This window comes from Christiangramia aquimixticola (assembly GCF_048285835.1).
Taxonomy (GTDB): Bacteria; Bacteroidota; Bacteroidia; order Flavobacteriales; family Flavobacteriaceae; genus Christiangramia; species Christiangramia aquimixticola.
Genome location: NZ_JBLVTL010000002.1, coordinates 94,629 through 114,227 on the forward strand (window position 1 = coordinate 94,629; position 19,599 = coordinate 114,227).

15 protein-coding genes are annotated in these 19,599 nt (G+C 39.9%); 2 read left to right on the plus strand and 13 right to left on the minus strand.

Going from position 1 to position 19,599, the window contains the following annotated elements; all coding sequences use genetic code 11:
• Positions 1-165 precede the first annotated feature (165 nt).
• The 5 genes from ACNKXV_RS04045 to ACNKXV_RS04065 are packed head-to-tail and all read right to left on the minus strand — an operon-like array spanning position 166 to position 7,985.
• Positions 166-348: a CPXCG motif-containing cysteine-rich protein gene (locus ACNKXV_RS04045; protein ID WP_417906421.1), complete on the minus strand. Its 183-nt coding sequence runs from the start codon at positions 346-348 to the stop codon at positions 166-168.
• A 3-nt stretch (positions 349-351) separates the two neighbouring features.
• On the minus strand, positions 352-1,683 hold the full coding sequence (locus ACNKXV_RS04050; RefSeq protein ID WP_417906422.1) for a TolC family protein: 1,332 nt from the start codon (positions 1,681-1,683) through the stop codon (positions 352-354).
• The gene (locus ACNKXV_RS04055; protein WP_417906423.1) at positions 1,670-4,870 is read right to left on the minus strand and encodes an efflux RND transporter permease subunit; all 3,201 of its coding nucleotides are present in this window, start codon (positions 4,868-4,870) and stop codon (positions 1,670-1,672) included. The genes ACNKXV_RS04050 and ACNKXV_RS04055 overlap by 14 nt, the downstream gene beginning before the upstream one ends.
• Complete coding sequence (locus tag ACNKXV_RS04060) at positions 4,867-6,009, minus strand: efflux RND transporter periplasmic adaptor subunit (RefSeq protein ID WP_417906424.1); 1,143 nt, start codon at positions 6,007-6,009, stop codon at positions 4,867-4,869. The genes ACNKXV_RS04055 and ACNKXV_RS04060 overlap by 4 nt, the downstream gene beginning before the upstream one ends.
• A gap of 59 nt (positions 6,010-6,068) precedes the next feature.
• Entirely contained in the window at positions 6,069-7,985 is a 1,917-nt protein-coding gene (locus tag ACNKXV_RS04065; protein ID WP_417906425.1) for an ABC-F family ATP-binding cassette domain-containing protein, read from the minus strand.
• Positions 7,986-8,057: 72 nt separating this feature from the next.
• Here ACNKXV_RS04065 and ACNKXV_RS04070 point away from each other — a divergent pair, with 72 nt between their 5' ends.
• The gene (locus ACNKXV_RS04070; RefSeq protein ID WP_417906426.1) at positions 8,058-8,450 is read left to right on the plus strand and encodes a DUF983 domain-containing protein; all 393 of its coding nucleotides are present in this window, start codon (positions 8,058-8,060) and stop codon (positions 8,448-8,450) included.
• Here ACNKXV_RS04070 and ACNKXV_RS04075 read toward each other — a convergent pair.
• The 8 genes from ACNKXV_RS04075 to ACNKXV_RS04110 form a co-directional block, all read right to left on the minus strand.
• Positions 8,435-9,493, minus strand: a complete 1,059-nt coding sequence (locus ACNKXV_RS04075) for an NAD(P)/FAD-dependent oxidoreductase (RefSeq protein ID WP_417906427.1) — start codon at positions 9,491-9,493, stop codon at positions 8,435-8,437. The two genes, ACNKXV_RS04070 and ACNKXV_RS04075, sit on opposite strands and share 16 nt — an antisense overlap.
• Before the next feature lie 90 nt (positions 9,494-9,583).
• A complete protein-coding gene (gene porN / locus ACNKXV_RS04080) occupies positions 9,584-10,477 on the minus strand; it encodes a type IX secretion system ring subunit PorN/GldN (protein ID WP_417906428.1) in 894 nt (297 codons plus the stop codon).
• A 13-nt stretch (positions 10,478-10,490) separates the two neighbouring features.
• Positions 10,491-12,032 carry a type IX secretion system motor protein PorM/GldM gene (gene porM / locus ACNKXV_RS04085; RefSeq protein WP_417906429.1) on the minus strand — a complete coding sequence of 514 codons (1,542 nt, stop codon included), beginning with the start codon at positions 12,030-12,032 and terminating at the stop codon, positions 10,491-10,493.
• A gap of 51 nt (positions 12,033-12,083) precedes the next feature.
• Entirely contained in the window at positions 12,084-12,731 is a 648-nt protein-coding gene (gene porL, locus ACNKXV_RS04090) for a type IX secretion system motor protein PorL/GldL (RefSeq protein ID WP_417906430.1), read from the minus strand.
• A 58-nt stretch (positions 12,732-12,789) separates the two neighbouring features.
• Positions 12,790-14,154 carry a T9SS ring complex lipoprotein PorK/GldK gene (gene porK, locus ACNKXV_RS04095; RefSeq protein ID WP_417906431.1) on the minus strand — a complete coding sequence of 455 codons (1,365 nt, stop codon included), beginning with the start codon at positions 14,152-14,154 and terminating at the stop codon, positions 12,790-12,792.
• A gap of 116 nt (positions 14,155-14,270) precedes the next feature.
• A complete protein-coding gene (locus ACNKXV_RS04100) occupies positions 14,271-15,431 on the minus strand; it encodes a formimidoylglutamase (protein ID WP_417906432.1) in 1,161 nt (386 codons plus the stop codon).
• Positions 15,432-15,434: 3 nt separating this feature from the next.
• The gene (topA, locus tag ACNKXV_RS04105) at positions 15,435-17,939 is read right to left on the minus strand and encodes a type I DNA topoisomerase (RefSeq protein ID WP_417906433.1); all 2,505 of its coding nucleotides are present in this window, start codon (positions 17,937-17,939) and stop codon (positions 15,435-15,437) included.
• 150 nt (positions 17,940-18,089) lie between these two features.
• A complete protein-coding gene (locus tag ACNKXV_RS04110) occupies positions 18,090-19,100 on the minus strand; it encodes a hypothetical protein (protein ID WP_417906434.1) in 1,011 nt (336 codons plus the stop codon).
• A 194-nt stretch (positions 19,101-19,294) separates the two neighbouring features.
• Between ACNKXV_RS04110 and ACNKXV_RS04115 the strand changes: the two genes are divergently transcribed.
• Positions 19,295-19,582 (plus strand): hypothetical protein, encoded by a 288-nt coding sequence (locus tag ACNKXV_RS04115; RefSeq protein WP_417906435.1) that lies wholly within the window; start codon positions 19,295-19,297, stop codon positions 19,580-19,582.
• The last annotated feature ends 17 nt before the right edge of the window (positions 19,583-19,599 follow it).

Sequence of the window (19,599 nt, forward strand, 5' to 3'; positions counted from 1 at the left end):
TCCCGCGATATTGGACGGCAAATATAGTATCATTTTTAGGATTACACCAAATTTTTTCAGGAAAAAATTTCGATTATTATTCTCTTCCTAGCTTCCCTTCTGTGAGTCAGCAATTAAGACAGTTTAATTTCTTTAAATTTTCCAACCAGACTTTGACAAGAGCAGTTATTGCTCAATATCTCTTACCTCAAATTCAATTAATTCATTCTCCTCAAACGAGACCTGAAACTCTATAGGCCGGCAACAAACTTCACAATCTTCAATATAGGTCTGTCTGGAAACCGAAGGATCCAAAAGCACCGAGATCTCCTCCCAGCAATACGGACATTGAAAAAAGTGTTCATACATAGATTACAGTTCTACATTCAGCAATTGCCCGGTTAATTGTAACAATTGCAATTCAGCTAATTTGGCGTCATACTTTGCCAGGTTCAGGCTGGTACGCGCATTAACAAGATTCAGCTGGGCCTGCCTGAATTCTATAGAAGTGATTCTCCCTAGTTTATACTGCTCTTCAGACCGGTTAAAATTATCAAGATTCGTTCTTACATTCTCTTCCTGAACTTCGAGAATATACAGCATATTTCTGTAATTCCCCAGAGCATTGGCAATGTCTCTCTTTATCTCTGCTTCCAGTTGCTCTTTCCTGATCTCCTGATTTGTATATCTTATCTTTGAGTTATTAATCTGCACATTTCTTCTCCCAGTATCAAAAATATCCCATTTCAGGCTCACTCCTGCAGCTAAACCATCTGTAGTAGTGGTAGAACCCGGAAAGAAAGCCGAAGCAGCGCTGCGATTCTTATTCCAGCCATAAGAGCCGTTTAGATCTATCGTTGGAAGGTACCCGGACTTATTGATTTTGATATCATACTCGCTTATCTCCAGGTCCTGTTCTATTTGCAATAGGGAAACATTGTTCATTTCAGCTTTATCTACAAAACTTTCCAGCACCAGGTCTGGCACAAAATTAACTGTGGTATCCACGGAAAATTCATTGGCGTTGATATCACGATTTAGCAAAACATTAAGATCGCGCTTGGTATTTTCTAATTGCTGCCGGGTTTGGATCAAAGCGATACTATCGTTGTTCACATCTACCCTGGCATTTAGCACGACCAGATTATTAGCCTGACCATATTCGAATTGATACTGAGCCCGGGTAACCCTGTTCTTCGAAATTTCCAAAATCTCCTGAAGCACCTGAGCGTTTTCTGAAAGTCTGGCGACTTCATAATAGATACTCATGATCTGTAAAATGGTATTTTCTACCGTTTCCCGTGCTTCAAGCTGAGAAAGGTCGTATTGCTCTTTCAGACTTTTATAATTATAATATCTCCCAAGACCGTCAAACAAGGTATAACCAAGATTGATCGATGCATTGTACCGGTTGCTTTCAATATTCTGCTGATCTACGATCTCACCGTTCTCCGGTTCGGTAATACGGTCATTCAGATCGTAATTCGCACCTGCCAGAGCGGTAAGACTTGGAAGGTATCCGGAGTTTAAAATGCTCTGATTATTTTCAGCAATCTCAACCTGATTCTTAGCCAGTTTGATGCCGAAATTTTCTTCCAGTGCGCGTTCTATCACTTCCTCTTTGGTAAGCACCTCTTCCTGAGCTACTAATTGAATACTCATCAAAAGAAATAGAAGTCCTGTTATTAATCTACCTGTCTCCATGGGATGTCTCTTCTTTTTTCTCTTTAATAGCTCGTTCCATATCTTCTTTCGCCGGTTTCTCGCCGGTAGCCAACCAGGTTCCTCCAACTTTTATACTGTTGCTTATCGAGATCAATAATGGCAGCAGAAGCAGGGTTAAAATAGTTGCTACGGCAATACCATAGGAAATGGAGATCGCCATAGGTTTTAAAAATTGAGCCTGTCTGCTTTTCTCAAGTAATAATGGCGCCAGTCCTGCAATAGTAGTAAGCGAGGTTAAAAAAATCGCCCGGAATCTGGATCTTCCGGCTTCATATAAGGCCTTTTTAAAATCCATGCCTTCCCTCAGGAAGCTGTTGTATTTCCCAATTAACACCAGACCGTCGTTCACCATAATACCAATAAGCGCGATAATCCCTAATGCTGAAAGTACATTTATAGGGAAATCATGCAACCAGTGACCCCAGGCTACGCCAATTACACTAAATGGGATCATGATCATTAACAACAATGGCTGACTATAACTTCTAAAAGTAAAGGCGATGGTCGCATAAATCAGAAATAAAATGATTGGAATTACAGCCGCAGCTGAACTTGACAATTTTGAAGCTTCTCTGTTCTGCCCTTCGTAAGAAACCGTGATACTCGGATATTTATCCAGAATCGCAGGCATTACATTGTTTCTGATATCCTCATTTATCTCTGTAGAACTTCCGTTTGGATCTTCCATATCTGCAGACACACGAATTTCCCGCATTCCGTCAAGGTGACTGATGGATTCTGTCCCACGCACGATCTCGTAATTAGCGATCTCAGCAAAAGGCACTCTTTCTCCCGAAGGAGTTACCAATCTCATTTCGTCCAGGTCGTTAATAGAAGATCTGTTTTCCAGATCATATCTCACCCAAACCCTGATCTCATCCTGGCCACGCTGGAAACGCTGCGCCTGTGCACCAAAGAATCCGTTTCTTATCTGTCGCATCACTTCGCCAAGGTCAAGACCCAGAGCGTATGCATTATCTTTTAATTGAATGTTGATCTCCTTGATTCCTTTTGGATCATTATCGGTTACATCTTTTAAAAGCGAATTGTTTTCAAGACTTTCTTTTAACTCTTCCTTGGCTGCTTCCAGTTCAGTAAGATTATTCCCTAATAGCGAAACCGAAACCGGGGAACCACCAAAGTTACCACCAGACCCGAAGGTGAGACTTTCAACTCCAAAGACAGGGCCTACTTCATCCCGAATGGCATTGGTGATCTCAGGCGAACCAAAATCCCTTTCCTCACCCGGCAAAAGATTTATTTGAAGTGAAGCCTTGTTATTTCCCGGTCCTACCCGCTTGATTATATTTTCAACTACCTGCTTATTACCGGTTTGCTTTTCGGTATATTCTTCATTTACCTTCCACGCCGCAGCTTCCACCATCGAAATTATAGAATCTGTTCGGGCAGGATTAACCCCTTCAGGCATTAAAAGGTCAATACTCACTCTGTCACTGGCGATACTTGGAAATAAAGTAACCCTTATCCAGTTTCCTCCAATAGATCCGATAGTAAGTACAAGCACGGTAACTAAAATACTTATGGCCAGCACCTGCTGGTTGAGCACAAATCTTAGCGCCGGTGAATAGATCTTATCCCGCATATATGCCATGGCGCGGTCACCCATCTTATTGGCAACCTTCATTTTCTCGAAAAATTTGGCAATACCCCTTTTAGGCCGTCCGTTTGCTTCCGGTTTTTTCAGTGCTTTGGAATGGGCAATATGCGCCGGAAGGATCACCAGAGCTTCCACTAAGGAAACTACAAGAGTTAAAATCACAACAGTGGAAACCTCGCCAAAGAACTCCCCAATTCTACTATCCAGAAACAGGAAAGTAGAAAAAGCCAATACCGTGGTAATGATCGCTGAAAGAATAGCGGGTAACACCTCCATAGTGCCATCCATAGCAGCTTTTATAGGACTTTTACCCATCTCAGCATGCTGATAGATATTTTCAGAGATCACGATCCCATCATCCACCAGGATCCCGATCACAATGATCATCCCGAAAAGAGAAAGTACATTAATGGTAACCCCTAAGGAACCGGCAAAAATGAACATTCCAAGGAAAGCAATCGGAAGTCCGAAGGCCACCCAGAAGGCCAGTCTTATATTCAGAAAAAGAGATAAAAAGAACAGTACCAGCAACATTCCCATGATCCCGTTTTCGACCAGTAACTGTGTACGCTGATTCAGAGTGACAGACTGATCGTTCACTACGTTCAACTGAACATTGCTGCTCTTTTGATTGAAATTTTCAACATATTCGTTGATCTTTTCAGCAGTAGCTAAAAGATCTTCACTACTGGTATTGCTAACCGCAACATTCACGGCAACATTTCCATTAAAGTACAGGGCATTGGGAGTTTCAGCAAACTGATCTTTAACTGTCGCGATTTCGCCAAGTCTTACAATTTCCCCGGTTGCGTTCGATTTTAAAACAATATCATTGAGAGCATCGGCATAATAAGCCCTGTTATTGGCGCGAATCAGGTAATCTTCCGCATCGGTTTTAATGGTTCCACCAGTAGAAAGCAAATTCGAATTTCTTACAGCCTGAGCCACCTCTTCAAAACTAAGATTATAGGCAAGCAGGTCATTTTCACTCACCGCGATCTCGATCTCTTCCTGAGGAAAACCCGAAACGCTTATTTGGGAAACCCCATCCAGCAAGCGAAGATCATTCTCAATTTGCTGACTAATTCGTTTTAAAGTAGCCAGAGGCACATTTTCACCACTAACGGCAAAATTGATGGTTTCCCTGATGAATTCCTGCTTGGAAACAACAAGTGGTTCCATGCCGCCCGGAAACGTAGGTACGCGATCCACGGCATTTTTAACTTCGGTAAGCATGGCGTCTATATTCTCGCCACGTTCAATTTCCACGGTGATAGATCCGCCGCTTTCTCTGGCAACAGAAGTCACCCTGTCTATACCTTCAAGACCCTTAAGATTATCCTCAATCTTAAGAATGATACCTTCTTCAATTTCTTCGGGCGCAGATCCGGGATAGGCGATGCTTATGTTAATGATCTTAGCGTCCTGAAGCGGAAAAAATGAGGATTTCATATTCATCACCCCTATCACCCCAAAGATCACAAAAGCAATGATCACCACGTTTACAGCGACCCCATACTTGATGAAGTAATTAATTATATTCCTCAAGACTTTGTATTTTTAAGTAGATCTTTCTGGCCTTCTATCTTCACCAACATTCCGGAATAAGCTCCGGGTACATTTGCAGACAATATCTTTGTTCCATTTTCAAGACCTTTGATCACCACGGTGTTATTTGTAAAATAAACAGGTTTCACCTCTACCAGATTAAGAGTACTATCTTGTACCACATAAACTTTAGTGCGTTCTACCAGTAGCTCTCTGGGAATCTCTATGGCGTTTTTTTCTTCTTTTGCATCCAATTGTGCCTCAAGGTACATTCCTTCGCTAAGCTCTGCATTCTCAACTTTTATGAACACCCTTATGCTTTGGGTTTCCTGATTCACTTTTCCATTGATCCGGCTTACTTTGCCCTCATAGGATTTTGTTCCTTCAAGGTTACTCAGTTTTACAGTTTTTCCAACTTCCAGCACATCACTGAATTTTTTAGCGATGGAAACTTCAAGTTCATAAACGCTTGGATCTATAAATTCACCAAGCTTTTGTCCAGGCCTGATCAAAGTTCCCTTATTTACCAAAGCCTCAGTAAGAATTCCGCTATAAGGCGCGATAATACTGTATTTCGCCAGTCTTTCTTCAAGATTCTTAACCCGGTAATAAGCAGAGACGATTCCGCGGCCGGTTATAAAATACTGTTCTTGCTGGGTGCCCGTTTCAGGAAGAGGTGGCACCGCTTTTTGCATATCGAATTTGTTTAGGTAGGCTTCCCACTTTTGAAAAGCTTCAGGGTAATCCAGCCTGAGATCTGGCATTATGGAAGTGATATTATTGTAGAGTTCACTTTTTGCCGACTGTACACTCGCACGATACTCTTCAGAATCTATGCTTAATAGCACCTGACCTTTAGAAAATTTTTGCCCGGGCCTGAAATCTTTACTGCTATATCTAAAAATTCCCTGTACTTCTGAATATAGTTCAAGTCGATTTAAAGCCGTAATATTTCCATTGGCCGGCACCACAATTGGGACGGTGGTATTTTCCACCGTATCCACAAATACACTTTTAACCGTTTTGGTAACCGGAGGCTTCTCCTTTACATTGCTGTCTATAATTAACTTTGCGCCAAAGAAGGCTGCAACCACCAGCACAATCCCCAGTGCCGAAAGAATGATCTTGCGTTTATCCATAGTGTTTATAAGACTCCTGTGAAGCCGCAAGGTTTAATCAGCCAATAAAAAAAATAGAATTAGCTTACTTCTTCTATTTCAAGCTGAATTTCTTCCCATTCGGCCATTAACTTCTCAAGCTTCTTTTTGGAAGCATTGTAGTTATTTAAAAAGTCAGGTTTGGTTACTGTTTGTTCGTAATTTTGAGCCAGTTGCTTATCCTTGTCCTTTAGCTCTTTCTCAAGTTTGCTAATTTTTGACTCTACCTTGCTCAACTTATTCTTAAGTCGTTTAATCTCTTTTTGATCGTTAAGATCTTTTTTCTCGGCTTTATCCTTAGACAATCTACCGCTTTTAACTTTATCCCGTTTTTCCACCGCTCTCATATCCTGCATCTTTCTTTGATCCAGATAATAATTTATATCCCCAAGATACTCCCTGATCTTGTGGTTTCTAAACTCATAAACGCGGCTGGTAAGTCCCTGAAGAAAATCCCGGTCGTGAGAAACAATGATAAGAGTTCCCTGAAAATCCTTCAGAGCATCCTTTAAAACATTCTTCGACTTTATATCAAGGTGGTTAGTAGGCTCATCCATTACCAGGACGTTGAAAGGCTCCAACAGCATTTTACACAGGGCAAGTCTGTTTCTTTCTCCTCCAGATAATACTTTCACCTTCTTCTCCACTTCATCTCCACGGAAAAGAAAAGCTCCCAGCATGTCTCTAACCTTCATTCGATTAGTTTCATTGGATGCGTCTTCCATGGTTCGAAGCACAGTCTTTTCTCCGTCAAGATATTCTGCCTGATTCTGAGCGAAATATCCCAGCTGAACATTATGCCCAAGTTTTAAAGTTCCTTCATAAGAAAGTTCTCCAATTATAATCTTTGCAAGAGTGGTTTTTCCCTGTCCGTTTTGACCAACAAAAGCTATTTTACTTTGCCTTTCGATAAGCAGATCTATATCATTAAGCACTTTTTTATCGCCATAGGATTTCTGAAGATTCTCTGCTTCGATAACCACTTTCCCTGGATTTACAGAAACCGGAAAATTCACACTCATTACCGAATTATCATCTTCATCTACCTCGATCCTATCGATCTTGTCCAGACGTTTTATAAGCGACTGTGCCATAGAAGCCTTACTGGCTTTCGCCCGAAACTTATCGATAAGTTTTTCAGTATTCTCGATCTCCTTCTGCTGATTCTTTTGCGCGGCCAGTTGCTGCTCTCTTAATTCTTTTCTGAATTCGATAAATTCAGAATAAGGTTTGCGGTAATCATAAATGCTTCCCAGGGATATTTCAATACTACGGTTGGTCACATTATTCAAAAACATCTTATCGTGAGAAACCAGCATCACACATCCCGAGTAATTATTCAGGAAACTCTCCAGCCAGATGATACTTTCAATATCCAGGTGGTTGGTAGGCTCATCCAGAAGCAGAATATCATTATTCTGAAGCAGTAACTTAGCAAGTTCAATCCTCATTCTCCATCCTCCTGAAAAAGTTTCGGTTAAGCGATCGAAATCCTTTCTTTCAAATCCCAATCCCTGAAGCACCTTTTCGGTTTCACCTTCATAGTTATAACCCCCAATGATCTCGTATTGATGAGTGATCTCACTCAAGTCTTCGATCAACTGGCTATAACTTTCACTTTCATAATCTGTTCTGGTAGCGAGCTGTTCGTTGATCACCTCCATCTTAGCTTCCAGTTTTTTGATCTCTTCAAAAGCCTGATGCGCTTCATCCACCACAGTTCTACCCTGCTCGAAATCCAGATCCTGCTTTAAGAAACCAATTCTAAGCTCCTTGTCTTTAGCAATCTGCCCGGAATCATACTCCTGTTCTCCGGAGATTATCTTTAACATTGTAGATTTCCCTGCACCATTTTTCCCTATTAGACCAACACGGTCGCCTGCTCCAAGCCTAAAACTAACTTCTTTAAAAAGATATTCTCCCTGAAATGAGACTGAAAGATTATGAATATTCAACATTATATATCGAGTGTAACTTTATGATTGGTGCAAAGATGCTTAAATTTGCATTGCTAAAAAAATAACTTCCTCATGCTAAAAGGCACTAAAATCTATAGTATTCTCACAGGAACCTGCCCTGTATGCCAGGAAGAAAGCATGTACGAAGAAAAAAATCCTTATAAATTAACCAGGGTTTTTAAAATGCATGAAAGATGCAGTCACTGTGGCACCAAATACAAGATCGAACCTTCCTTCTTTTATGGGGCTATGTATGTGAGTTACGCTGTGGGAATTGCATTTGCAGTTGCAGCCTTTGTAATCGCCTACTTAATATTTGAAGCGAGTCTATTAACCTCCTTTTTCGCTATAGTTGGCACATTAGTGGTCTTTATGCCGGTGATCATGAGACTATCCAGAAATATCTGGATCAATTTATTTTTTGGTTATAAAAAAGATGCTGCCCGCAATTACCGGGAATTATAGTGCTTTCTGGTAAACCGCGACAGATCTATTTCTTTATCCAGAGAAGTGCCATCTTCTATATACCTCAAAAGCTCAGGTGCCACATAAGGAGCTATCAACACACCCCTGCTTCCAAAACCATTACAGCAATAGAGTCCAGACTGGTCAGGATGTTTTCCAACAACCGGCCTACGATCGACCATTGCAGGTCTAATCCCCGCAACCTGATCCACTACTTCAAATTCACATGTAATAATGCTCTTTAAGGAAGCTCCCAGCTTCTTTTTAGCACTTTCAGTTGGATATGGAGTTTTATCCTGATGTTCGTAGGTAGCACCTACTTTATAAAGGTCATTACCCATAGGCATTATAAAGACCGAAGCTTTTATCGCATGCTCAAGTTTAAGACCAGGGGATTTGACGATAATATATTCTCCTTTATTTCCTTTTAAGGGAAGATAATTAAAGTATGGATTTCGCTTTAATCCAAAGCCTTCGCAAAAGATGACTCCTTTGGCCTGATGCCCACGGTACTCCCATAGGTCGTTGGATTTCTTTAAATCATCATAGACAAAACGATCCTCAACGAGTGCTTTTTTCTCCAACAGAAATGCTTTATAGCGGTCTAATAAATGATTAGTATCAATATTCCCCGTATACTTTACCATCCCAAAACCATATTGAGCCTCCAGACTGGGATTCGAAATTTTTTGAACTGATGGATCCATAAATGGCTGAAGTCCGGGTTTATCTAAAGCAACGAACCAGTCGTTTTGCTCTTCAACCGAATGAAACCTTCTGTAAATATTCCATTTATGAATGAATTCGGCATCCAGTTTTTGTTCTAATGATCTATAGAATTCCAGAGCCAGATCTAATTGCTCCGCAGCTTTCCATGCCGGGGTGAAGCGTTTTAATATTACCGGATTGAAAATACCGCCGGCAACCAGAGAAGATTTTTGCGAGTCATCGTCAAATACTACAAAACTCTTACTCCTTTTTTCAAGTTCTTCAGCAACGGCGAGTCCGCTTAAACCGAGACCAACAATTATGTAATTAATCATAACTTCATTTTAAATAACAGAAACAAATTAGAAATTATCCCATAAAAAAAGCGCTCTAAACGAGCGCTTTTTGATCTTTAAAGGAAGGAGTTAATAACTCCACATATCCTGCTCAAAGTTTCTTATTTGCTCTTTAATTCGCTGTGATTCCAGCAACTGCATAAACGCATTGTCTGCAATATACTCATCGATCTCACGATCTCCCTGAACGTTATCTTCTTTATAAATTATCCCATCAAACCTTCTCGCATTCAAAAGATGATCGAAAGATATGGTTTGAGAGGTATTACCACCGGTAAATACTTTAGCATCATGAAGCACTTTACGCGCATCTGGATACCATACCCAGAATAACTCTACAAGATCTGTTTGACCAGAATCAATAAAGTTAACATCCGGAGCAACCGGTGCTATTCCAAGAATTCGGTATTTCAACTCTGCAAGACGCTTGTCAAAGTACCACAATCCACGAATGTGATATTCTGCAATATCAGCTGCACCAAGATCACGTCTGTCTATAAACTGAGCATCTACTTCTTCCCCGGCATTGTACTGCTCGATCCCAAGATCTGTAGTATCAACTTTAGAAAGAGTTGCACTGATATCCTTCAACGTACGCTTTTCAGTAAAATATGAATCTGCATATACATTTTCAATTTTACCCTGTTTGATAGCTCTTACCAGAACATCATAAAGAGATCTTCTGCTGGAACCAATATTATTGGTATCGATAGGGTAATAAAGAGGGAAATTCACTCTTTCATCAAGATCAATGATCTCCCAGGTTCCTTTTGACCATAGAATATCACGATCTCCAACATACCCATACTCCAATGGTTTGTCTTCTGCATCAATCAATGCCTGCGCCTCAGACTTCTTACCGATGTCTTCTGGTTTATTAGCATTTAAAATATTTGCCTGACCGAAAGAAGAGACACCCATCATCATCACAAAACCATATACAAAAATTTCTTTCAAGCTCATTTTTTATTCAATTTTAGTTCGTAAGCTCAATTACAACCGGAGCTACTTTCTTAAGTTTATAGCTCGCGTTTCCTGCAAGAGAAGCATTGATATCATATATCTGAACAGATTCTCCTCTACCAGCTCTTCTCAAAGCAGCTTTAGCTCTGTCATCAAGCCTGTTTCCATTCACAATAATTGTAGGCTGTCCCGGTACTTTAAATTTGAATCCGGTAACATTAAGATTAAGATCAAAGTCAAAATCAGGAAGGTTTGCACCTACTGTAGCGATCTCAAGGCTGTTTCTTTGCATAGAAACAGATCCGTCTTCACCTCTAATAGTACCTACAGGTCGCGGAATATCCTTAACTCTGAATGTTTTTCTATCTGAAACTGTTTTACCACCAGGAAGAGTTCCGCTTACGCTTATAGTCACTTCTCTGGCCTGTAAAGTGGTTACATCCATAAAATAATTTCCGGCCCCACCTGCAGATCTTAATCCAGGTGCATTTGCACTTACATTACTAACTCCAGGAATAGAAATAGTCATTGGGTTTTGAACCCCTCGGTATACCACATTCATTTTATCTGCAGAAATAACTGCTGAATTTGGAAGTGGAATTACATTATAAGAATCGGCAATGTCAATGCTCTTAAGAGAGTCATTTTCCATATACTGAAGTTTACCAGTAATCTTTTGTTCCCCAACATTTCCTGCAGGGAAATTAAGAACTACCTGACCAGCTTTAAGGTCTTTCACTTCTTTACCGTTTACTACTACTTTCTCAAATTGAAGAGTATTATCAAAACGTCCCAAAACTACTTTCCCGGTGAAATTCTCACCACTAAAGAATGCAGGTTTATCAGGGATTACGATTGCCTGATAGTTATCAAGAGAAACATCACTCTGAAGCTGACCAGAAAGCATAGAAGAAAGGATCTCACTTTCTGTACTCTTAATATCAGACTGCATTTGCGTTAATTGAGTAATAGACGCTACCAAAGGAAATCCTTCGAATCTATATTTCAACCATGGTACATTTGCTCCTTCAACATTTACAGGATCTGTAGAAAATTCCTTTTCAATGTTAAGTTTCTTGGCAATTACTGGATAATCTTTAGCTAAGATCGCAGATACTTCTTCTCTGTAAGTTTTGATCTTATTAAGGAACTCTTCCCCTTCCGGAGAGATTCTACCACTCTGGAAGAACATTTCGTCCATAGTGTTAGACTTATCCATAGTCTCATAATCTGTAGCATCATCTACAGAAGCTTCAAGCTTTTCCTTGATCCCGGCGATATACTGGCTAAGATCTGAAGATAATTCATGGATCTTATCAGCATCTGCCTTTATAGAAGTATATTTTGCCGGCTGCTCTTCAACTTTAGTAGCCAGTCCGGCCATTAAAGCTGTATTTCTTTCAGAAAAAGTAGCAGCTGTACTATCGAGTTTTTCATTCATCAATCCAAAAGCGGTAAGGACCTCTTTGGACATATTTAGTGCCATCATGGCGATGAAAACCAGATACATTAGGTTAATCATCTTCTGCCTTGGCGATTGTTTTCCGGATGCCATATGTCTAATTAGTTATTTGTAATTAATAAAATAGCTTAATTGATTTTTCAATTAGACTTTTGGTTGTCCGTTCATAGCAGTTAACATACCACCATATACGTTGTTCAGGGATTTCATGTTATTAGCAAGTGAATCCATTTGAGCTTTAAGTTTACCAGCATTCTCTGCAACTTCCTTGTTGATCTCTGCCTGTTTACCAGCAGATTCAACCTGAGCTTTATAAATATTGTTCAGAGTTTCCATTTGCGCAGCGGCAACACTCAACTCTTCACTGTATTTCTTTTGAGAAGCCATTGAATCTACAGTAGGAGCGATTCCTTTTGCTGCACCTTCAAAATTTCTAATGCTTTCGCCTAATGAAGACATTAGGTTAGCATCAAGCTTAGCCTCTTTTAGCATCGCATCTAATTTCTTAGACAACATACCTTCAGCTTCTTTTTCTTCAACTACAACAGCCTCTTTTCTTCGACCTTCACCTCCGGCAAGTTCCGGATATACAAGTGACCAGTCCAGTTCGTCATCCACAGGTTCGAATGCCGAGTAAGCAAATACTAAAGCCTCAACGATAAGACCCAGAATTAACATTGCATTACCTCCAGGCCAGTGCATGATTTTGAATAGTGCTCCTAAAATAACTACAGATGCACCCAGACCATACACCATGTTGGTCAATTTTTTAGTTGATCTTGAATTTGCCATAACTCTAATTTATTTAATTTTCTTAGTAATGATTTATTGATAGGTTTAAGTTCAAATGTTATTTACTGGATTGGTTCAAGGTTACATCTGTACCAAGATAATCCTGCACGGTTCTAAAGCCAATGTAACTTCTGGCCGAATCCATATATTCGTAATCTCTTGAACTTACCTGTAGGAAATATGCAACATCTTTCCATGATCCTCCACGAACCACTTTTCTTCGGTCCTGAGGATTATTTACAGTTGGGTTCATGGTAGACATATATTCATAAGATCCCGGATCGTATGATGAATCTACCCATTCTGCAACGTTCCCAGCCATGTTGTACAATCCATAGTCATTAGGATCGTAAGATTTAGCTTCAACGGTATACAAAGCCTGGTCTGCCGCATAATCACCTCGAAGAGGTTTAAAGTTAGCCATAAAACAGCCACGGTCATTTAAAGTGTATGGACCACCCCATGGGTAAGTTGCTCCTTCCAGACCTCCACGGGCTGCATATTCCCACTCACCTTCAGTAGGAAGCCTGTAAGATGGTACATGAGCATCTCCTTTTTCTCGTCTAAAGTCGTTGTGATATTTTGTTCTCCACTGGGTAAAAGCACGGGCTTGTTTCCAGCTTACTCCAACCACAGGATATGCATCAAAAGCACTATGCCAGAAATAATCATTGTGCATAGGCTCGTTGTAAGAATAGTTGAAATCCTTGATCCAAACGGTAGTATCAGGATAAACAGCTACTTCTTCAGTTTTTATGAAATCACTTCTTTTCCCTTGTTTTTTGGCTGCAGCCTGAATATCCATATAAGAATATTTAAACTTCAGTTTTTTAACGTCTATGGTACGTTGACCATTATAAACCTCCTCCATCGGGATATACATAGAATCCATTACCTCTGCGTAATAAACATCAGGGTAATCGTTGGTATCCCAGTAAATATCAATATCGGTATTTAATTTTCGATTTTCGTAGTCATCGGTTGGCCCACCCTGCCCGTAAGTATTCAGCATATATTCCTGATACGGGGTAAGATCATCAGGGTCTGCATCGGCAAAAGCGAATTCACCAATCCCGTCGTCACCAGGCACAGCGCCCTGTAATTCGGCCATAATAGCAAGATTTACTCTTACCACAGAATCTCTTACATAATGCACGAACTGTCTATATTCTGCATTGGTAATTTCGGTTTCATCCATATAAAAAGAACGCACTGTCACCGTCTTTGGTGGCGCATTCTTTTGTCCAGCAATATCGTCATCAGATTTTCCCATGATAAACGAACCACCAGGTATTAATGTCATCCCATAAGGTTTCTCCGGATTCCACTTCTTTCCCTCCGCACCTACAAGCTGTCCACGATCGCCACCACCACAGCTTGAAAGCAAGGCCAGAACAGCAATGAGCGAAATATACTTCTTCATAATAATCTTAGGTTAAGACATTTTGATTTACGGCAGTAAACCTATCTAATTATTTTATAAAAAACAATATTTCAGATAAAAATACAGCAAATCAAAGTAATGCCTGAATATAATATTTAGACTTCGTTTTTTCTTTTAGCTTTATACCATCGTTCGGGAATAACCTGGTTGCAAGCCTCCAAATAATCCTCCTCACTGCAAGGTAATAACGTATGCCTTTTTAGTTTAGTATTCACGTTAGTTAAAAATGGAATTTCTATCCACCAGCGCCCACTAACAGGACTCTTAAAAAACACCAAAATATCGTCGTCTATTGGAACCTGATATTTTATAAACTCCTTTTTGGCCGAAATAGTATTTTCATTCGTGCGATAATTCACACCTTCTATAAAATACCATAAGATCTGAGCTGCCAGCGTATTGGCCAGTTTCCCTAACTCATTTTGATATTCATATATACCAAAAGAGGATACTTTGTCGCTAATTCCTGCATACCTTGCAAGAGCACAAATTTCTCTACCGTTAAAACCATTTGGTGAACCAAAATAGTCACTGTTGGCAGAAGCCGAATCTATTGACCCAAGGTCCAATCCCACCAAATTTGCATTTCTAAAGATAGGCTCCATATGGGCAATATTGGAAGTCACCTCTCCCAACCTATACGCCTCAAAAAACAACCTCTCCATCAACTCAATTTCTTCCTGTGAATTGAAGTAAGTTTGATATCCTACAGCGGTGTAATTAAATAAATTATAAGGCTGGTTGACTACGATTTTTCCTACATAAGATTCATTGGAAATATCCTTATCTGCATCACCCAGATCAAATTTCCTATCAATATTAACCAGGTTAACCATTTGATCCAGTTTGTCATAGGCGCGATACTGTGCATACATCAAATCCTGACCACCTCCCAGGATAATTGGTATGATATCCTGTTTTATTAACCCTTCAACCAGAGTTTGCACGGCGTAGTAAGTATCTTCTACCGTATCCCCATGCTGAATATCACCAAGATCGGCCAATCTTAACCCCCAGTTTCCCGGGAACAATCTATAAAACTGACTTCTTAACTCTGTGAATGAAGGAACCGCATTAGCTTTCAAAGCCCTTCTGTTCTCATTCACTCCAAAAATGGCGACATTAACCCCTTCAAGATCGGGAACCCCAGACCTTTCAGTATGAAGTTTTAACTGGGCCCCTATTGTTTGCTGGTTAAGCTGAGTTATCTCGTCCCGCAGGTCATCGCTTACCGGACTAAGAAAATCGAACTCCATACGTTACTTCTTTTTGGTTGTTTTCTTCTTCGCAGCCTTTTTCCGGGTAGTCTTTTTCTTTGTTTTCCCGCTCTTTTCAAGGATATCCTGCACCTCTTCAAGAGTCAACTCTTCAGCTTTCGTGGTTTTAGGCAATTCCACCTTGGTCTTACCTTTTATCACATTAAACCTACCCCATCTTGCTTTTTCAACCCTAATTCCTTCTTCTTCCCATTGATGAATAAGCTTATCTTTTTCCTTCTGAATTTTATCGGCTATCAGGGTTTCAATATCCTGATTTGACAGATTATCAAAATCGTATTTCTTATTCACGTTGATGAACATATTGTTCCATTTAAGGTAGGGACCAAAACGACCCACCCCTTTTTGAACCGGCATATTCATATATTCATAAATAGGCGCATCTGCCTTTTCTTTTTCCTTGATAAGCTCCATAGCCCGATCAAAGTCAACACTTAGCGCATCCTCACCTTTTTCAAGAGACACAAAGGTTTTCCCAAATCTTACATAAGGCCCGTATCGACCATTATTAACCTCAACATCCTCACCTTTATACTCTCCCAGCTTCTTTGGCAACTGAAAGAGATCCATAGCCTCTTCATAAGTAAGAGTCTCCATGTTTTGATCCGGACTTAAACTTGCAAATCGCGGTTTCTCTTCATCCTCTACACTACCTATTTGAACCATAGGCCCAAACTTCCCTAATCTTACACTTACAGGTTTTCCGCTTTCAGGGTCCTTACCAAGAATTCTTTCTCCTACCTCTCTGTCGGCATTCTTGGCCACATCCTGTACATGCGGATGAAAATCCTTATAGAAGTTCTTCATCATCGACTTCCATTCCACATTACCTTCAGCAATATTATCAAAGCTTTCTTCAACTCTGGCCGTGAAATTATAATCAAGAATGTTCGCGAAATGATTTACCAAAAAATCGTTAACCACCATTCCTGTTGCTGTAGGAACAAGTTTACCTTTATCACTACCAACGGTTTCGGTTAAAGTCTTCTCATTTACCTTATTATTTTTAAGAGTAAACTGCACATAATTGCGCTCAGTTCCATCAACCGAACCCTTTTCTATATAATTTCGGCTTTGCACTGTAGAAATAGTTGGTGCATAAGTAGATGGTCTACCAATTCCCAATTCTTCCAGTTTTTTAACCAGTGAAGCTTCAGTATATCTATATGGTGGTCTTGTAAACCTTTCTGTAGCGGTGATGTATTCATTATCCAAAGCCTGACCAACTTTTAAAGCCGGCAACATTCCGCTTTGCTCTTCATCTTCATCATCACTACCTTCAAGATACACTTTCAGAAATCCGTCGAATTTCAGAACCTCTCCATTGGCAGTAAAATGATTATTATGTTTATCTGCCTCTATCTTAACATTGGTTCTTTCCAGTTGCGCATCGCTCATTTGAGATGCGATCGCTCTTTTCCAGATCAACTCGTATAAACGCTGCTGATCACGATCCCCGGAAATACTATGATTTTGAAAATTTGTTGGTCTTATAGCTTCGTGAGCTTCCTGAGCTCCTTTTGACTTCCCTTTGAACTGACGGGCTTTAGCATACTTTTCGCCATAAGCCTTAAGTATTTCTTCTTTAGCACCCTTTCTTGCTTCATCTGAAAGGTTTACAGAGTCGGTTCTCATATAAGTAATATGACCGGCTTCGTATAAACGCTGTGCCATGGTCATGGTCTTACTAACCGAAAAATACAGCTTTCTCGCTGCTTCCTGTTGTAAAGTAGAAGTGGTGAACGGTGGTGCCGGATTTTTCTTAGCAGGTTTTGTTGTAAGATCGGCTACTTTAAAATTAGCTCCTAAATTGTCGTTCAAAAACTTCTCAGCCTCTTCCTTAGTATCAAAGTTCTTCGGAAGCTTAGCTTTAAAGGTCTTATTATCTTCTGTAGAAAATTCCGCATCGATTCTATAAGATGCATGTGGCGTAAAATCCTGAATTTCCCTTTCGCGCTCTACAATTAATCTAACCGCAACAGATTGAACCCGACCTGCTGAAAGTCCGCCTTTAACTTTTCTCCAAAGTACAGGAGAAAGTTCGTAACCAACCAGCCTGTCCAGGACTCTACGAGCCTGTTGTGCATTTACAAGATTATAATCTATAGCTCTTGGGTTATCAATTGCCTTTAGAATAGCCGACTTAGTAATTTCATGGAAAACGATGCGTTTTGTTTTCTCCTCTTTTAACTTAAGCTCCTCTGCAAGGTGCCAGGCGATTGCTTCTCCCTCCCGGTCTTCATCACTTGCGAGCCATACCATCTCAGCATCTTTCGCAAGCCCCTTAAGTTTGCGAACCACATCCTTTTTATCTTTGGATACGATATATTTAGGTGTGAAATCTCCTTCTGTATCTACCCCAATTTCTTTGGTAGGCAAATCTGCGATATGCCCAAAACTGGAAGCGACCTTATAGTCTGATCCCAGAAATTTCTCAATGGTTTTAGCCTTAGCAGGAGACTCAACAATCACTAAATTCTTAGCCATAAATCTGTTGGTTTGTAACTGCAAAAGTATATCAATTTTTTAATCTGCTCGTTAAACTTCCTTTAAAACACGGAACACGACCCTTAACAACCCTTTACTGAACGGGGTTTTCAATACATTAAAAAATTTGAAAAACTATATTCAGACAGTTTAACGGGTATGGAAAAAAACAGATGAAACACCCGGCAATAAATACTTGAGATCTGGAGAAATATTCCCAGAAACGGAAGTTGCATTATTGAAAGCCAGCACTCTCCCTCCATTATTAGTTGCTTCAGCTACAAAAATCGCGTTATAGCCACTATCGTAAATCACATTTACGGGATTACCTAACAAGGTGTTGTTTCCGGCAATCTTTAATAATTGATCTGCATCAATAAACCCGTTTTGAGCCTGGGAAAATTTTTGTTCAAAATTTTCTACAACAAATAAGGCTCCATCGGTAGAAGATTCGGTTTCCCCAATATCGGTCAATACCATAATTCCATCTTCATGATCCATACCATGGGTACGCACCAGACCCTGGAAGGCAACGATCTTATTTGCGGTTATTAGCTGATTGGTTTTATAACTTTCAAGGAAGTTTTTATACTGCGCCACTTTATTGGTTTCATCTACCGCCGCATAAAGATCCTCCCCAATAAATTCTATGCCCCACACTTTAAATTTGGTAGTAACCACATTTCTCAAAATGAATTCATCTGAAGTTGCCTCGTAAATAAAGAACCTTCCTTCAGGAGTTGTTTCATCCCGATCGATATCTGTATTATCTGACACCACATAAAAATTACCACTCACAGCAAGGTCTCTTGGACTTTGCAAATGGGAACCTCCAAAAGTATCTGCTTCAAGATCAACGCGAGACCCGGCACCATATGCACCTATACCATAATATTGTTCCAGCCGGTTGGAATTCCGGGAAACGATGGTCATCAAATCCCGATCACCATCAATATCAACACCCTGTGCACCACCTGAATTCAGTGAAAATGTACTCACCTTTCCAGTATTAATATCATACTGTTTAACCTCACCGTTTTGAGTAGTAGCATAAAGTTGCGCAATAGCCGAAGTTTTAACTCCGGAATTAACTGCACCGTCATTACTGCAGGACCAAATGATAAAACCGGATAGAAACGTAAAAATAATGCGTAAATTCAAGGGTAATTTTTTTACGAAGATAAAAGTATTGGTATTCACAGGAAGTGAGCAATCGTTAAATATGTGTTATTTGAAACTATTTTAACGCGATTTTCTCTTTAGAATATCAATATTAATCAGGACTTCATTTTTGGAGCTTAAGTCTTTACCAATATAATTCTAAGGTATTTAATCAGGCCGAAAGACTTCAAAACATGAATAATCCTATCAGGAAAATCCTGAAAGCGAATTTGATAATTATAAAGAGAAGGAATATGGGAATTGGACATTTAGCAAAATTAGCAGGAAAGTTTATTGTAAGAGGATTTATATTTAAAGCAGGAAAAAAGGCAGCTTTGAAAGGTGGAAAAACCGGAATTGGTGCCGCATCTTTACTGGCCGGCGGATATATGGCTTACACTTTATTGCAGAAACGTGAGAAAAGAATGAAAGAAGAGCGGGAGAAATCTACTGCAAATCACTCTAAAACAATAGTAGTTTAAACTTGATTTCAATCTAC

What these genes read in the sequence shown, in the direction of transcription:
- ACNKXV_RS04045 (WP_417906421.1), bottom strand. Translation starts at nt 348, where the DNA reads ATGTATGAACACTTTTTTCAATGTCCGTATTGCTGGGAGGAGATCTCG.
- ACNKXV_RS04075 (WP_417906427.1), bottom strand. Translation starts at nt 9,493, where the DNA reads ATGATTAATTACATAATTGTTGGTCTCGGTTTAAGCGGACTCGCCGTT.
- topA (WP_417906433.1), bottom strand. Translation starts at nt 17,939, where the DNA reads ATGGCTAAGAATTTAGTGATTGTTGAGTCTCCTGCTAAGGCTAAAACC.
- porN (WP_417906428.1), bottom strand. Translation starts at nt 10,477, where the DNA reads ATGAGCTTGAAAGAAATTTTTGTATATGGTTTTGTGATGATGATGGGT.
- ACNKXV_RS04050 (WP_417906422.1), bottom strand. Translation starts at nt 1,683, where the DNA reads ATGGAGACAGGTAGATTAATAACAGGACTTCTATTTCTTTTGATGAGT.
- ACNKXV_RS04065 (WP_417906425.1), bottom strand. Translation starts at nt 7,985, where the DNA reads ATGTTGAATATTCATAATCTTTCAGTCTCATTTCAGGGAGAATATCTT.
- ACNKXV_RS04070 (WP_417906426.1), top strand. Translation starts at nt 8,058, where the DNA reads ATGCTAAAAGGCACTAAAATCTATAGTATTCTCACAGGAACCTGCCCT.
- ACNKXV_RS04100 (WP_417906432.1), bottom strand. Translation starts at nt 15,431, where the DNA reads ATGGAGTTCGATTTTCTTAGTCCGGTAAGCGATGACCTGCGGGACGAG.
- porM (WP_417906429.1), bottom strand. Translation starts at nt 12,032, where the DNA reads ATGGCATCCGGAAAACAATCGCCAAGGCAGAAGATGATTAACCTAATG.
- porL (WP_417906430.1), bottom strand. Translation starts at nt 12,731, where the DNA reads ATGGCAAATTCAAGATCAACTAAAAAATTGACCAACATGGTGTATGGT.
- porK (WP_417906431.1), bottom strand. Translation starts at nt 14,154, where the DNA reads ATGAAGAAGTATATTTCGCTCATTGCTGTTCTGGCCTTGCTTTCAAGC.
- ACNKXV_RS04115 (WP_417906435.1), top strand. Translation starts at nt 19,295, where the DNA reads ATGAATAATCCTATCAGGAAAATCCTGAAAGCGAATTTGATAATTATA.
- ACNKXV_RS04060 (WP_417906424.1), bottom strand. Translation starts at nt 6,009, where the DNA reads ATGGATAAACGCAAGATCATTCTTTCGGCACTGGGGATTGTGCTGGTG.